The sequence below is a fragment of the Microbacterium sp. Se5.02b genome, from assembly GCF_019464375.1.
GTDB lineage: Bacteria > Actinomycetota > Actinomycetes > Actinomycetales > Microbacteriaceae > Microbacterium.
This window is the reverse complement of the sequence record NZ_CP080491.1, coordinates 3,134,326-3,148,396: the sequence shown is the minus strand read 5'-3', so window position 1 is coordinate 3,148,396 and position 14,071 is coordinate 3,134,326. Positions and strand designations below refer to the sequence as shown.

Sequence of the window (14,071 nt, the reverse complement as noted above, 5' to 3'; positions counted from 1 at the left end):
CCCCGATCGCGCGTCCTTCCACGGGGTGCAGCGGGCAGCGTCACCGCAGCACTCGGGAGGCGGTGTCGTTCGGGCGGATCTGGAGCTTGCGTCCCTCGCCGCGCCGGAACATGTCGAGGGCCGACTCGTAGTCGTCGAGGGTGAAGGAGTGGCTGATCATCGCGGCGGCGTTGATGGCACCGGCTTCGAAGAGCTCCACCGCGCGTCCGAAGGAGTTCAGCACGGCCATCGTGCCGACGATGGAGATCTCGTCGCGGTAGACGCGGAACGGGGAGAACCGCGCCGAGCGGTCTGCGGGCGCGACGCCGAAGTCTTGGAAGAAGCCGGCCGGCTTGACCCGCGTGAGAGCGTCTTCGATCGCGGCGATACTGCCGGTGCAGTCGATCACCACGTCCCACTTGTCACGTCGGGCGTGATCGGCGCTCGTGTAGCGCAGCTCGATGCCGCACTCCGCCGCCGTCTGCAGCCGCGCCTCGTTGAGGTCGACGATCGTCACGGTCGCTGCCCCGGCACGGTGCGCCAACTGCGCCATGAGCAGTCCCATGGTTCCGGCGCCGTAAACGAGCACGTGGTCACCCAGACGGCGGGGGAGCACGTCCCATCCTCTGATCGCGCAGGCGAGCGGCTCGATGAGCGCCGCCTCGAACAGGTCGGTGTCCGGTCGCAGTCTGTGGACATTGCCCGCCGGGGCGGTGAAGAACTGCTGTGCGGCTCCGTCGGAGGCGACGACGCCGAGCCCGTTCCAGAACCGGCAGAGGTTCTGGTGTCCGTTCTGGCAGTACTCGCACTCGCCGCAGGTCGTGCTGGGATTCACGGCGACGTGGTCGCCGATCTGAAAGTCGAAGACGCCGCTGTTGACGCCTTCACCGAGAGCCACGATGGTGCCGGTCGCCTCGTGTCCCGGTACGAGCGGGAAGATCGTCCCCTCGAACTCGCCGTCGAGGACGTGAGTGTCGGTCCCGCAGATCCCCACGGCAGCGGTGGCGATGAGTATCTCCTTGAAGCCGGGGGTCGGAGTGGGCCGTTCCTCGAGAGACAGCTGCCCCTCCGCCGTGAAGACGACTGCGCGCATCCGTGCTCCCGTTCGTTGTCTGGGCGAGGAGTCGATCCTCGATGTCCGTGTGATGTGGGTTCACTTTACGACAGCTGACATGTTACATGTCACAGATATTCCAGCATGGGATCGCGTCTCCTCCTCGGAGGCGGGCGGACGCCTTCGCGGCGGACTGTCGGTCGGGCCTCGGTAGGATCGAGGGGTGGCAGTGAACCAAGAACTGGTCGGCCGGGAGTTCCCGTCGACGGCCCCGTACCTCGTCGGCCGTGAGAAGGTGCGCGAGTTCGCGCGCGCCGTCTTCGCCGACGCCCCGCAGCACTTCGACGTCGAGGCGGCACGCGCGCTGGGCTTCGACGACGTGGTCGCTCCACCGACCTTCGCGATGGTGATCCAAGACCTCACGCTCCAGCAGCTGCTGGCGCAGGAGGATTCCGGCATCGTGCTCGCGCGGACCATCCATGCCGAGCAGCGCTTCACCTACAGCCGGCCCATCGTCGCGGGAGACGAGCTCACGGGGCAGCTGCGCGTCACCGGCATCCGGATGATGGGCGGCAACGCGATGATCACGAGTGAGGCCGAGATCTCCGACGTGGCGGGCGCTCACGTCGTCACCGCGACGAGCGTGCTGCTCGTCGGGGCCGAGGAGAACACCGTCGAAGGGCAGGCCGCCTGATGGGGTACACCGTCGGAGACGTGCTCGCGGAGCGCACCGTGCACGTGACCCGCGAGTCGCTCGTGCGCTACGCAGGAGCTTCAGGAGACTTCAACCCCATCCACTACCGCGACGACGTGGCCGCGTCGGTCGGCCTGCCGGGTGTGCTCGCGCACGGCATGCTCACGATGGGCATCGCCTCGTCCGTGGTGATCGCGGCGCTCGACCCCGCGACGCGCGTGCTCGACTACGGCGTGCGCTTCACGAAGCCGGTCGTGGTCGATCCCGTCCACGGCGCCGACATCCACGTCACCGCCACGGTGGGTGCGGTGGACGACGAGGTGGCGCGCATCGACCTCAAGGTCACATTCGACGAGACGACCGTGCTCGTCAAGGCGCAGCTGCGCATCGCCGTCTGATGAGGGCGCTGTGATGCAGGAGATCGAACCCGTACGGCTCTCCGAGCTGACCACGCTCCGCACGGGTGCGGCGCCGGAGCGGATGCTCGACGCGACGACGACCCCGGCGCTGATCGAGGCTCTGCGCGAGACCTGGCGACGCGGCGACGAGTGGTTCGTGCTCGGCGGCGGATCGAACCTCTTCGTGGGGGACGATCCCTTCGAGGGCACCGTCATCCGCGTGCGCACGGAGGGCGTCGAAGAGCTGCCGTCCCCGCATCAGGGGCGGATCCGCCTGCGCGCTCAGGCCGGGCACGGGTGGGACGACCTGGTCGCCTACGCCGTCGCGCATGGCTACGCGGGGCTCGAGGCCATGAGCGGCATCCCCGGGACGGTCGGGGCGGCGCCCGTGCAGAACATCGGCGCATACGGGCAGGAGATCCAGGAGACCCTGGTCGAGGTCGAGCTGATCGACGAGGCGACCGGCGAGATATCCACCGTTCCCGCCGCCGAACTCGGACTCGGATTCCGCACCTCGGTGCTCAAGCATCACCACGGAAGCGTGCCGCTGCGCCGCGCCGTGATCCTCTCCGCGACGGTCGACCTCGTGGTCGCGAACGAGCGGATCGTGCGCGGCGAGCAGCTGCGTCGTGCGCTCGGTCTCGTCGACGAGGCCCCGGTTCCGCTGGCGTGGGTGCGCGAGCGCATCCTCGCGACTCGCGCCTCCAAGGGCATGCTGCTCGACGAGCGACCCCGACACCCACGGTGTCGGCTCGTTCTTCCAGAATGCGATCGTGACGGCCGCGGTGGCGACGGCGCTCCCTCCGGAGTGCCCACGGTGGCCGGTCGCCCCGGACCTCGACGCGGTGACCGTGATCCCGCTCGCCTCGTACGACGGGCAGGTGCCGCTGTCGAAGCCCGCCACTGTCTCCGATGTCAAGGTGAGCGCCGCCTGGCTGATCGAGCAGGCCGGCATCCGCAAGGGATTCAAGCTCCCGCGGTCCCGTGCGTCGGTGTCGACCAAGCACGCGCTCGCACTGACGAACCGCGGAGGGGCCACGTCCGCCGAGGTCGCCGAGCTGGCCCGCTTCATCCAGAGCCGCGTCCATGCGGAATTCGGTCTGGTGCTGCAGCCGGAGCCCGTGCTGGTGGGCGTCGACCTGTGACCAAGGTCGAGCGGGTCTCGCGGACGCAGGCCGTCGTCGACGGTCTGCTCGACGAGATCATCGCCGGCCGGCTCGAGGCGGGCCAACCGCTGCCCCCGAGGGGAGCTCGCCCAGCAGTTCGGGGTGTCGCGCCTCACGATGCGCGAAGGGGTGCGGCTGCTGCAGGCGCAGGGCGTCATCGTCGCGGTGCCCGGGACCAGGCATCGCATCGCGCCCACTGACGAGTGGACGGGCCTCGACGCGGTGGTCCGGCACGCACAGAGCGCCGGCGCCCGCGAGCGCTCCTCCGTGGAGATGCTCGAGATGCGCATGATGTTCGAGACCGGCGCAGCGGAATTCGCGGCGGGTCGGCGGTCGGACGCGCACCTCGCGGAGATGGAGTCGCTGCTGGAAGAGATGCGTGCAGCGCACGATCGGGCCGACGTCGAGGGATTCGTGGCCGCCGATCTGGCCTTCCACGACGTGATCATCCGGGCGGCGGACAACCGCATCCTGGTCGCCTCGATGCGCCCGCTGACGACCATGCTGCAGGCGACGCGCAGCGAGACCAGCGCCGTCCCCGACATCCGCGAGCACGCCCTGGCCGAGCACGCCGCGGTGCTCGAGGCGATGCGCACGGGCTCCGGCGCGGCCGCCCGTCAGGCGATGCGCAGCCACATGAGGCAGACCCGCGACGACCTGCTGCACTACGTGCACGGCCGCTGACAACGCGCCATCCGCGTCGCTGTGCCGTTTTGGCGATGGGCGCGATGCTGAGGTACGCTCATCGATATCTGATATCGGATAACGATGCAGATCCCCCAGGTCCGTGGTCCCCAGCCACGGACCATCTCCCGGAACGAAGGAGTTCGAGTGCACATCGACGACCTGCTGGCGCCCCTGCCCGCACCGCTCGAGGTCACCGCCGCCGACGTGCGCGCCGAGGTCGATCCCACCGACGTGCTCATCGTGCTCGACGACGACCCGACCGGAACGCAGTCGGTCGCGAATCTCCCCGTGCTCACCCGATGGGAGCGCGCCGATCTCGACGAGGCTCTCGCGACAGGCGCATCCGCCGTCTACGTGCTCACGAACACCCGATCGCTCGACGAAGACGCCGCGGCTGCGCGCAACCGGGAGATCGTCGCGGTGGCGCTCGACGCCGCCGACGCCCAGGGCCGCCACGTGACCTTCGTCTCCCGAAGCGACTCCACTCTCCGGGGGCATTTCCCACTCGAGACCGATGTCCTCTCGGCAGAGGTCGCGGCGCGCACCGGGCGGACTCCTTCGCTTACGCTGCTCATCCCCGCGTTCCCCGACGCCGGTCGGCTCACGGTCGACTCCGTCCACTACTGGGTCACCGACGGCGAGGCCACCCCGGTCGGCGAGACCCCGTTCGCCGCGGATGCCACCTTCGGCTACCGCTCTTCCGATCTGCGCGACTGGGTGGCGGAGAAGACCGGCGGACAGATCCCGGCCTCCGTGGTGGCAGGCCTGCACATCGGCACCATCCGGGCGGGAGTGGACGCCGTCATCGCGTTCCTCGGCGCTCTGCCCGAAGGCGCCGTCGTCGCCGTCGACGTCGTCGAGGAAGCGGACATGAGCACCGTCGCCCTCGCACTGCATCGCCTCCGCGAGAAGAACGTGCTGCTCCGCGTCGGACCGCCCTACGTCCGTGCCCACATCGGGCAGGAGATCGCCGCGCCGATGCGCGCGAAGGACATCCCCTTCGCCCACGACCGCGGCGGGCTGGTCGTGGTGGGCAGTCACGTGCCGCTCACCACCGCACAGCTCGACGCGCTGAAGGCCGCGCGCCCGAACACGCGCACGATCGAGCTCGATGTGCGGGCGCTCATCGGCCCCGACCGCGAGGCGCATCTCGAGGAGCAGGCGCATGCCGCCGCGGCTGCGCTGGACGAGGGAAGCGTGATCGTGCACACGACGCGCGAGCTCGTCACCGGTGCCGACGGGGATGAGAGCCTCGCGATCGCCCGTCGCGTCTCGAGCGGAGTGGTCGACCTCGTGCGCCGCGTGCTCGCGATCGCCCCTCCCCGTTTCGTCATCGCGAAGGGCGGGATCACCTCGAGTGACGTCGCCAGCGAGGCCCTCGAGATCCGTCGCGCGACCGTATTGGGGCCCATGCTCCCTGGTCTCGTCTCGCTGTGGCAGCCGGAGACCGGCCCCGCCGTCGGCATCCCCTACGTCGTGTTCGCCGGAAACGTCGGCGACGCGGACTCCCTCGTCACGGTCGTCGCCACTCTCGCAGGCGACGATGGAACCCACCCGGAAGGACAATCATGACAACCACCGTCGCTGTCATCGGACTCGGCGCCATGGGGCTGCCGATGGCCGTACGCCTCGCCCAGCGCTTCACGGTACGCGGCTTCGACATCGCCACCGAACGCATCGCCCTCGCCGCGGAAGCGGGCGTCACGCCCGCCGCATCGGCGGCCGAGGCCGTCGACGGTGCCGACGCCGTGCTGGTCGCCGTTCGTACCGGTGCCCAGCTGGACGAACTGCTCTTCGGAGACGATGGACTCGCCACGCATCTCGCCGATGGTGCGGTCGTGATCCTCACCAGCACCGTCGGCACCGAGGGCATCGAGGCGATCGCCCGGCAGCTCGCCATCCATGGCGCTGAGCTCGTCGACGCACCGCTGTCCGGCGGCCCCGTGCGTGCAGGCGAGGGAGATCTGCTCATCGTCGTCGGCGCGACCCCCGCCGCCGTGGAGACCGCGCGCCCCGTGCTGGAGCAGCTCGCGTCCACGCTGTCCATCGTGGGGGACAAGCCCGGCGACGGGCAGGCTCTGAAGACCGTCAATCAGCTGCTGTGCGGTGTGCACATCGCCGCTGCCGCCGAAGCGCTCGCCCTCGCCGATGCGCTGGGTCTCGACCGCGCCCGCACGCTGGATGCGCTCACCGCGGGAGCGGCGAACTCCTTCATGCTCGGCAACCGCGGCCCCCGTGCGCTCGAGGCGTACGACCCCGAAGGCGCCGAGGTGCTGAGCCGCCTCGACATCTTCGTGAAGGACCTGGGCATCGTGGGCGATGCCGCCCGCCGTGCACACCTTTCCACGCCGGTCGCCGCCGCGGCCGAGCAGCTGTTCCTCCTCGGCGAAGCGCAGGGCCTTGGCGCCCTCGACGACTCTGCCGTCATCCGCGTCGTCGCACCCGAACGACTGTCCTGAGCGCGACGTCGCGCCCTCACTGAAAGAAGAGATCCAGAGATGCTTCCTCTTCCGATCCTCATCCTGATCGGCCTCGCAGGCCTCGGCTTGCTGCTCCTGCTCATCATCCGGTTCAAGATGCAGGCGTTCTACGCCCTCATCCTGGTGTCGATCATCGTCGGCATCGCGGCCGGTCTGCCGCTCACCACGATCCCCGCCGACGGCGATACGCCCGAGCAGCTCGGCGTCATCCAGGCGATCATCGCCGGTGTCGGCGGCACTCTCGGCTCGGTCGCCGTGCTGGTGGCCCTCGGGTCCATGCTCGGCAAGATCATCGAGCTTTCCGGCGGCGCCGAGTCGCTCGCCGGGCGATTCACGGGTTGGCTGGGCCCGAAGCGGGTCGGCATCGCGCTCGTCATCGCCGCCGGCATCCTCGCCATCCCGGTGTTCTTCGACGCCGGCTTCATCATCCTCATCCCCATCGTGTTCGCCTTCTCGAAGGTGGCAGGGCTCAACCCGATCAAGTTCGGGCTCCCGGTCGCTGGCATCATGCTCGCCGTCCATGTCGCGGTGCCCCCGCACCCCGGCATCGTCGGCGGATCCGCGATCCTCGGCGCCGACATCGGCTGGGTGACGATCTTCGCGCTCGCGATCTCCGTGCCGCTCGGCGTGCTGTCGTATCTCGTCGCCAAGTGGATCAACACCCGTGAGTTCGCGATGCTCGCAGCCACGAAGGAGATGTACGACAACTTCGGCACCGACCGGTCCACGCTCAGCGGCGGGCTCGGCGAGGGCGAGAAGGCTCCGGGCGCGGGCACGGTCCTCGGCCTCATCCTGCTGCCGCTCGTGCTCATCATGCTCGGCACCGCCGTGGCCCCGTTGTTCGAGAAGGGGTCGTTCTGGAACGGCTTCCTCAGCATGATCGGTCAGCCGATCTTCGCCCTCATGGTCGCGATCGCCGCAGCCATGTACCTGCTCGGCATCCGGCGTGGCTGGTCGGCGGCGCACCTCGGCGAGGTCATGGAATCTGCTCTGCCCGCCGCCGCCGTCATCATCCTGGTGACGGGAGCCGGAGGAGCCTTCGGCCGCGTCCTCACCGAGACCGGCATCGGCGGCGCGGTCGCCGATGTGCTCGCCTCGAGCGGGATGCCGCTGCTCCTGGCGGCCTTCCTGATCTCGCTCATCATGCGCGCCGCTCAGGGGTCGGCCACCGTCGCCATCGCCACGACCGCAGGGCTTCTGCTGCCCTCGGTCGCCGCGATGGGGCTCGACACCGTGCACACCGCGCTTCTCGCCGTCGCGATCGGCTACGGCGCGCTCGGCCTCAGCCACGTGAACGACTCGGGCTTCTGGGTGGTCACGCGGTACCTCGGCCTCTCGGTCAAGGACGGCCTGCGCACCTGGACTCCGCTCACCACGGTCCTGGGCGTGGCAGGCTTCGCGCTCACATGGGTGCTGTACGCGGCGATCCCCGTCGCCTGATCGCGTGCCAACGGACGGCCGTCACCTTCGGGTGGCGGCCGTTCGTCGTGCTGGTCTCGGTGGCCGACGTCGGCCGGTGGCGCTACGCTCGCGGCATGAGCGGACTGATCCCGTACCTGCTGTTCCCCGGCAACGCCGCGGAGGCGCTGCGTCATTACCAGTCGGTGTTCGGCGGTGAGCTGCAGCTGCTCGACTACGCGACGGCCGGCCGGCATGATGGGCCGGGCGATGCCGTCGCGCACGGACAGCTGAGCGGACTCGTCGAACTCGCCGGAGCCGACGCCGGCGCCGACGACGACGCGGTGCAGATGGGCGGCATGTTCCTGTCGCTGCTCGGCACGGCCGATGCGCTGACGCTGACCGACTGGTACGACGCGCTCGCCGCCGACGGTCGCGTGATCGACGCGCTGCAGAAGCGCCCGTGGGGCGACTACGACGGCACGCTCGTCGACCGCTACGGCATCCGCTGGCTGATCGGCTTCCACCCCGAGGACTGAGGCATCCCGCTGCCGAAGTGGGGACGAGAAGACGGGAGGAAGATCAACACGACCGCCGCAGTGGTGAGAGCGAGGGCCGCGAGGCCGACCGGGAACTCCCAGGTCGTGGCCGTTGCCGCCGGAACGTAGAGCGCGAGCGGGAGCGGGAACAGCAGGGTCGCGTATCGGGCCCACGATGTTCGTCTTGCGACGAGCACGGTGATGGTCGTGTAGACGACCACCGGGACGAAGGGGAGCACGCTGAGCAACTGTCGCCACTCTCCTCCCCAGTACCAGAGGAAGGAAGCGACCACGAGGGAGAGGAAGAAGACCAGAACGGTCACCGTGATCAGGATGGCGAAGGCCACCCGCAGAGTCACCGGCATCCGCTCACCCTCTGCCTCGCCGTCGTCCATGCCTCCAGTATCGTCGATGCGCCCCTCGCACGGGTCTCGGGCGAGGTGCAGCAGCTCAGGCGAACAGCTGCTGCAACCGATGCACGCCCTCGAGGAGCTGGTCGTCGCCGAGCGCATACGACATACGGATGTAGCCGGAGGGGCCGAACGCCTCGCCGGGGACGACCGCGACCTCCGCCTGGTCGAGGATGAGGTCGGCGAGCTCGAGCGAGGTGGTCGGCGTCACACCGCCCCAGGTGCGACCGAGAAGGCCCTGCACGTCGGGGTACACGTAGAACGCGCCGAGCGGGTTCGGCACCACGAGGCCCTCGATCTTCGACAGCTCCGAGACGATGAGGCGGCGGCGACGGTCGAAGGCCTCGCGGAACTGCTCTGCCTCGGTCTGCGGACCGTTGAGAGCGGCGATCGCGGCCTTCTGGGCGACGTTGTTCACGTTGCTCGTGAGATGCGACTGCAGGTTGCCTGCGACCTTGATGGCGTCGGCGGGTCCGACCATCCAGCCCACACGCCATCCGGTCATGGCATAGGTCTTCGCGACGCCGTTGACGAGGATCGTCTGACCGGCGACCTCGGGGACGGCTTCGACGATCGAGGTGGCCTTGACGCCCTCGTAGGTGAGGTTCTGGTAGATCTCGTCGCTGATGATCCAGATGCCGTGCTCGAGCGCCCACTCGCCGATGGCCTTGGTCTCGTCGGCGGTGTACACCGAGCCCGTGGGGTTCGACGGCGACACGAAGACGAGCGCGGTGGTGCGCGCGGTGCGCGCGGCCTCGAGCTGCGCGACCGTGACCTTGTACTCCTGGTCCGCTCCGGCGAACACCTCGACGGGGGTGCCGTCGGCGAGGCGGATGGCCTCGGGGTAAGTGGTCCAGTACGGCGCGGGGAGCAGCACCTCGTCGCCCGGGTTCACCACGGCCTGGAACGCCTGGTACACCGACTGCTTGCCGCCGTTGGTGACGATCACCTGACTGGGAGAGACCTCGAGACCGGAGTCGCGGAGGGTCTTCGCGGCGATCGCCTCGCGCAGCGCAGGCAGTCCGGGCGCGGGGGTGTACCGGTAGCTCGCCGGGTCGGCCAGGGCCTCGGCCGCAGCATCCACGATGAACTGCGGTGTCGCGAAGTCGGGCTCGCCCGCGGCATACGAGATGACGTTCTTGCCTTCGGCCTTGAGGGCCTTGGCCTTGGCGTCGACCTTGAGGGTCGCGGACTCGGCGATGGCGGACAGCTTGCGAGAGAGAGGAGCGCGTTCGGTCACGGTTACGAGCGTACTCGGGTCGCTGGGTACGGCGAGGTGTGGGATGCCGCCAAGATCCGAGGTTCTTTCGGGTTCGGAAGGTCAGCCCGCGGAGAGGCCGTGCGCCTGCGCGACGGCGTCCAGGGTGATGCGTCCCCCCTGCACGTTCAGGCCCTTCGCGAGCGCCGCGTCCTCGGACGCCGCGCGCTCCCAGCCCTTGCCCGCGATCGCCGATACGTAGGGCAGCGTCGCGTTGGTGAGCGACCGCGTCGCCGTCTCGGGAACCGCGCCGGGCATGTTCGCGACGCAGTAGTAGATCGAGTCGTGCACCGCGAACGTCGGATCGTCGTGCGTGGTGGGCTTCGACCCCTCGAAGCATCCGCCCTGGTCGATCGCGATGTCGACGAGGACGGAGCCGGGCTTCATCGTGGCGACCATGTCGTCGGTCACGAGCTTGGGGGCGGCCGCGCCGGGGATGAGCACGGACCCGATCACGAGGTCGGCCGTCTTGAGCTCCTCTGCGATGTCGTAGCGGCTCGAGGCGCGCGTCTCGAGCGCGCCGCCGTAGCGGTGCTCGAGCTCGCGCAGGCGCGGCAGCGAGACATCGATCACGGTGACCTTCGAGCCGAGGCCCAGCGCGTTCGCCGCGGCGTGCTCGCCTGCGACGCCGCCGCCGATCACGACGGTCTTGGCGCGGGGAGTTCCCGCGATGCCGCCGAGCAGCATCCCGCGACCGCCCTGGGAGCGCAGCAGCGAGTAGGACCCCATGGTGACCGAGAGCCGCCCGGCGATCTCGCTCATCGGCACGAGCAGAGGCAGGCTGCGATCGGGCAGCTGCACGGTCTCGTAGGCGACGGCGGTGGTGCCCGCCGCGACGAGGGCCTCGGTGAGCGCGCGGTCGGCGGCCAGGTGCAGGTAGGTGAAGAGCGTGAGGTCATCGCGCAGGAAGCCGTACTCCTGGGCGATGGGTTCCTTGACCTTGATGACGAGGTCGGCCTCGCCCCAGGCCTCGGCTGCGGTTCCGACGATCTCGGCACCGGCGTCGCGGTAGTCGTCGTCCGTGATGCGCGAGCCGAGACCCGCACCGGACTGCACGAGCACGCGGTGGCCCTCATGCACCAGGCGGTCGGCGCCGGCGGGAGTGAGGGAGACGCGGTTCTCGTTGTTCTTGACCTCGGTGGGGACGCCGATCTTCATTGATCCTCCAGGGTGATGTGCGCGGGTCGGCACCCAGGATCGCAGAAACATCGATGGAACAACAGAATCAGTGAAGATCATTCGTCAGGGCGAAAGATCCTGAATAATGCTTCGTATGGAGACGACCTCTGACGCCGCGGAGCCGAACACCGTTCGGGCCCCGGCCCTCGATGCGATCGACGCGAGGATCGTGCAGCTTCTCACAGCAGACGGACGCATGACGAACGCGGAACTCGCCGGTCGCCTCGGCGTCGCGCCGTCGACCGCCCATGCCCGGCTCCGGGCCCTCGTCGACCGGGGGTCATCACGGGGTTCCACGCGAGCGTGGACGAGCGGATGCTGGGCGCTGGACTCCAAGCCGTCATCGGCGTCACGCTGCGTCCGAGTGGCCGGCGGGAGAGCATCGTCGAGTTCGCGGACCGCGTGCGGGTGCTGCCCCAGGTGATCCAGGTGTTCTTCCTCGGCGGAGACGACGACTTCCTGCTGCACATCGCGGTCGCCGACTCTTCGGAGATGCGCGAATTCGTGCTCGAGCACCTCTCGGCGCAGAGCAGCGTCGCCTCCACGCGCACGAGCATCGTGTTCGACTACCACCGCAACTCGGTGGCCGCGTCGTTCCGGTGAACGTCGCGGGAGTGCGTCAGGCGCCGTACGAGGCCGGCAGCGCGCAGTAGTCGGCGAACCGACGCTTCGGGTGGGCCGGGTCGGAGACATCGACGATCGAACCCGCGACGGTGTGCGGCGGCTCGTCGCCCGCCAACTGCCACAGCGCGTAGTTCCACATGCCCCTGGTGCGTTCGCCGATCAGGGCGGCCGGGCCCGAGACGAGCAGGACGTCGTCGCTCTTCGGTCCTTCCCGGAACGCGCTGACCACGGTGCGCAGCTCGCCCTCCTCGCCCTCCGGAGAGTGCTCCCGGACGACGTGCTGTCCCGACGCCGTCAGTGCGGTGGCGAGTTCGTCGGCCGCCTGTCGCGAGCGCTCGGCATCCGCCCCGGCCACCGTGAGCAGCCGCCGCCCGCGCGGGTAGAAGTGCAGGAACTCGGTGGCGATGTCCGCCCAGACGTCGGTCATGCTTCCAGGCTACGCCCGCGTGCCCGCGCCGGCTCCGGACACGGAAGAGCCCCCGGGTCACAGCATCAGCCATGGCCCGGGGGCTCTTCCGCGCGCTCAGTCCTCGTCGACCAGGAACCGGCTGTATGCGCCCAGGGTGAGGAACGTGGGGAACTCCTCTTGCAGCGCGACCTCGCGGAAGATCTCCGCCGCGTCGTCATAGCGGTCGCCGTGGCTGCGGGTCGCCTGGGCGAGCACCTGGGCGATCAGCCCCTCGATGTACTCCGCCGTGATCGGGGTGCCGTCCTGCGTGGTGCGGTCCTGGTGGATCCACTGCCACACCTGCGAGCGGCTGATCTCGGCCGTCGCCGCATCCTCCATCAGGTTGTCGATCGCCACGGCGCCGAGTCCGCGCAGCCAGGCCTCCAGGTAGCGGATGGCGACCGACACGTTGTCGCGCACGCCCTGGGCGGTGATCGGACGGCCGATGTGCAGGTCGAGCAGGTCGCGCGCCTCGACGTGGACATCGTCCCGCTGCCGGTCGACCTGGTTGGGGCGCTCGCCGAGCACCGCGTCGAACTCGGCCTGAGCTGTGGGGATCAGGTCGGGGTGCGCGACCCACGTGCCGTCGAAGCCGTCGCCGGCCTCGCGCTTCTTGTCGGCCGAGACCTTCTCGATGGCCCGCGCCGTCACCTCGGGGTCGCGGCGGTTCGGGATGAACGCGCTCATGCCGCCGATCGCGAAGGCTCCCCGCTTGTGGCAGGTCTGCACGAGCAGGTCGGTGTACGCCCGCATGAACGGCACCGTCATCGTGACCTCGCTGCGGTCGGGAAGCACGAAGCGCGCTCCGCGACCTCGGTAGTTCTTGATGATCGAGAAGATGTAGTCCCAGCGTCCGGCGTTGAGGCCGGCGCAGTGGTCGCGCAACTCGTAGAGGATCTCGTCCATCTCGAACGCCGCAGGCAGGGTCTCGATCAGCACGGTCGCCCGGATCGTGCCGTGCGGGATGCCGATGTACTCCTCGCTGAACGAGAAGACGTCGTCCCACAGCTTCGCCTCTTCGCTCGACTCGAGCTTGGCGATGTAGAAGTACGGCCCGCGGCCGGCCTCGATCAGCGCCTGCGCGTTGTGCAGGAAGTACAGACCGAAGTCGACGAGGGAGGCGGATGCCGAGGTGCGACGGCCGGCGCGGTCCGTGAAGGCGATGTGCTTCTCGGGCAGGTGCCAGCCGCGAGGGCGCATCACGATCGTGGGGTGCGCTCGGCCGTGACGTGGTACTCCTTGCCCTCCGGTGACGTGAACGACAGCTCGCCGCGGATGGCGTCGTGGAGGGAGAGCTGACCCTCGATCACGTTCTTCCAGGTCGGACTCGTGGCGTCCTCCTGGTCGGCCAGCCACACCCGCGCACCCGAGTTGAGCGCGTTGATCGTCATCTTCGGGTCGGTGGGCCCGGTGATCTCGACGCGGCGGTCCTCGAGCCCGGGGCCGGCGCCGGCGACGCGCCAGTCCCGGTCCTCGCGGATGTGCGCGGTGTCGTCGCGGAAGCGGGGGTCGTGTCCGTTGCCGATCTCGAATCGGCGGCGCATCCGGTCGGCGAGCCGGTCGTGACGGCGGGACGCGAACCGGTGGTGCAGCTCGGTGAGGAAGGCGATCGCCTCGGGGTGAGGATCTCGTCGTAGCGGTCGCGGAGGGGTCCGGTGACCTCGATCGCCGGACCCTGCTGGGTCGTCTGGATGGGAGCCGTGGTCGGGGGAGCGGTGGGAGTGGTCATGATCTGAAGTCCTTCGGTGTGCGTCGCG

Annotated in this window: 12 protein-coding genes and 3 pseudogenes; 9 read left to right on the top strand and 6 right to left on the bottom strand. The window is 69.4% G+C overall.

What is annotated here, in order from left to right:
• Positions 1–40 precede the first annotated feature (40 nt).
• The gene (locus tag K1X59_RS15640) at positions 41–1,072 is read right to left on the bottom strand and encodes a zinc-dependent alcohol dehydrogenase family protein (RefSeq protein WP_183150745.1); all 1,032 of its coding nucleotides are present in this window, start codon (positions 1,070–1,072) and stop codon (positions 41–43) included.
• A 184-nt stretch (positions 1,073–1,256) separates the two neighbouring features.
• Here K1X59_RS15640 and K1X59_RS15635 point away from each other — a divergent pair, with 184 nt between their 5' ends.
• The 8 genes and pseudogenes from K1X59_RS15635 to K1X59_RS15600 all read left to right on the top strand — a co-directional run bounded on the left by K1X59_RS15635 (position 1,257) and on the right by K1X59_RS15600 (position 8,395).
• Positions 1,257–1,727, top strand: coding sequence for a MaoC family dehydratase N-terminal domain-containing protein (locus K1X59_RS15635; protein ID WP_183150744.1), 471 nt, complete (start codon positions 1,257–1,259; stop codon positions 1,725–1,727).
• On the top strand, positions 1,727–2,125 hold the full coding sequence (locus K1X59_RS15630) for a MaoC/PaaZ C-terminal domain-containing protein (protein ID WP_183150743.1): 399 nt from the start codon (positions 1,727–1,729) through the stop codon (positions 2,123–2,125). The genes K1X59_RS15635 and K1X59_RS15630 overlap by 1 nt, the downstream gene beginning before the upstream one ends.
• Positions 2,126–2,138: 13 nt before the next feature.
• A pseudogene (locus K1X59_RS15625) lies at positions 2,139–3,270 on the top strand (UDP-N-acetylmuramate dehydrogenase).
• A gap of 123 nt (positions 3,271–3,393) precedes the next feature.
• Positions 3,394–3,975 carry a FadR/GntR family transcriptional regulator gene (locus tag K1X59_RS15620; protein WP_183150742.1) on the top strand — a complete coding sequence of 194 codons (582 nt, stop codon included), beginning with the start codon at positions 3,394–3,396 and terminating at the stop codon, positions 3,973–3,975.
• 147 nt (positions 3,976–4,122) lie between these two features.
• On the top strand, positions 4,123–5,550 hold the full coding sequence (locus K1X59_RS15615; RefSeq protein ID WP_220173561.1) for a four-carbon acid sugar kinase family protein: 1,428 nt from the start codon (positions 4,123–4,125) through the stop codon (positions 5,548–5,550).
• Complete coding sequence (locus tag K1X59_RS15610; RefSeq protein ID WP_183150741.1) at positions 5,547–6,437, top strand: NAD(P)-dependent oxidoreductase; 891 nt, start codon at positions 5,547–5,549, stop codon at positions 6,435–6,437. Before K1X59_RS15615 ends, K1X59_RS15610 begins: the two co-directional genes overlap by 4 nt.
• A gap of 39 nt (positions 6,438–6,476) precedes the next feature.
• Entirely contained in the window at positions 6,477–7,898 is a 1,422-nt protein-coding gene (locus tag K1X59_RS15605) for a GntP family transporter (protein ID WP_220173560.1), read from the top strand.
• The gene (locus K1X59_RS15600; RefSeq protein ID WP_309491591.1) at positions 7,865–8,395 is read left to right on the top strand and encodes a VOC family protein; all 531 of its coding nucleotides are present in this window, start codon (positions 7,865–7,867) and stop codon (positions 8,393–8,395) included. Before K1X59_RS15605 ends, K1X59_RS15600 begins: the two co-directional genes overlap by 34 nt.
• On the opposite strand, the gene K1X59_RS15595 is transcribed toward K1X59_RS15600, so the two are convergent.
• The 3 genes from K1X59_RS15595 to ald all read right to left on the bottom strand — a co-directional run bounded on the left by K1X59_RS15595 (position 8,353) and on the right by ald (position 11,221).
• Complete coding sequence (locus K1X59_RS15595; RefSeq protein WP_183150740.1) at positions 8,353–8,790, bottom strand: hypothetical protein; 438 nt, start codon at positions 8,788–8,790, stop codon at positions 8,353–8,355. The genes K1X59_RS15600 and K1X59_RS15595 overlap by 43 nt on opposite strands.
• 55 nt (positions 8,791–8,845) lie before the next feature.
• Positions 8,846–10,045 carry a pyridoxal phosphate-dependent aminotransferase gene (locus tag K1X59_RS15590; protein WP_183150739.1) on the bottom strand — a complete coding sequence of 400 codons (1,200 nt, stop codon included), beginning with the start codon at positions 10,043–10,045 and terminating at the stop codon, positions 8,846–8,848.
• A gap of 81 nt (positions 10,046–10,126) precedes the next feature.
• Positions 10,127–11,221 carry an alanine dehydrogenase gene (ald, locus tag K1X59_RS15585; RefSeq protein ID WP_183150738.1) on the bottom strand — a complete coding sequence of 365 codons (1,095 nt, stop codon included), beginning with the start codon at positions 11,219–11,221 and terminating at the stop codon, positions 10,127–10,129.
• 106 nt (positions 11,222–11,327) lie between these two features.
• Here ald and K1X59_RS15580 point away from each other — a divergent pair.
• Positions 11,328–11,845, top strand: a pseudogene (locus K1X59_RS15580) (Lrp/AsnC family transcriptional regulator).
• Positions 11,846–11,861: 16 nt separating this feature from the next.
• On the opposite strand, the gene K1X59_RS15575 reads toward K1X59_RS15580, so the two are convergent.
• Both K1X59_RS15575 and aceB read right to left on the bottom strand, forming a co-directional pair.
• Positions 11,862–12,293: a hypothetical protein gene (locus tag K1X59_RS15575; RefSeq protein WP_183150737.1), complete on the bottom strand. Its 432-nt coding sequence runs from the start codon at positions 12,291–12,293 to the stop codon at positions 11,862–11,864.
• 96 nt (positions 12,294–12,389) lie between these two features.
• Positions 12,390–14,043: pseudogene (gene aceB, locus K1X59_RS15570) on the bottom strand (malate synthase A).
• Positions 14,044–14,071: the final 28 nt, after the last annotated feature.

What these genes read in the sequence shown, in the direction of transcription:
- K1X59_RS15630 (WP_183150743.1), top strand. Translation starts at nt 1,727, where the DNA reads ATGGGGTACACCGTCGGAGACGTGCTCGCGGAGCGCACCGTGCACGTG.
- K1X59_RS15605 (WP_220173560.1), top strand. Translation starts at nt 6,477, where the DNA reads ATGCTTCCTCTTCCGATCCTCATCCTGATCGGCCTCGCAGGCCTCGGC.
- ald (WP_183150738.1), bottom strand. Translation starts at nt 11,221, where the DNA reads ATGAAGATCGGCGTCCCCACCGAGGTCAAGAACAACGAGAACCGCGTC.
- K1X59_RS15600 (WP_309491591.1), top strand. Translation starts at nt 7,865, where the DNA reads ATGGGTGCTGTACGCGGCGATCCCCGTCGCCTGATCGCGTGCCAACGG.
- K1X59_RS15575 (WP_183150737.1), bottom strand. Translation starts at nt 12,293, where the DNA reads ATGACCGACGTCTGGGCGGACATCGCCACCGAGTTCCTGCACTTCTAC.
- K1X59_RS15640 (WP_183150745.1), bottom strand. Translation starts at nt 1,072, where the DNA reads ATGCGCGCAGTCGTCTTCACGGCGGAGGGGCAGCTGTCTCTCGAGGAA.
- K1X59_RS15610 (WP_183150741.1), top strand. Translation starts at nt 5,547, where the DNA reads ATGACAACCACCGTCGCTGTCATCGGACTCGGCGCCATGGGGCTGCCG.
- K1X59_RS15595 (WP_183150740.1), bottom strand. Translation starts at nt 8,790, where the DNA reads ATGGACGACGGCGAGGCAGAGGGTGAGCGGATGCCGGTGACTCTGCGG.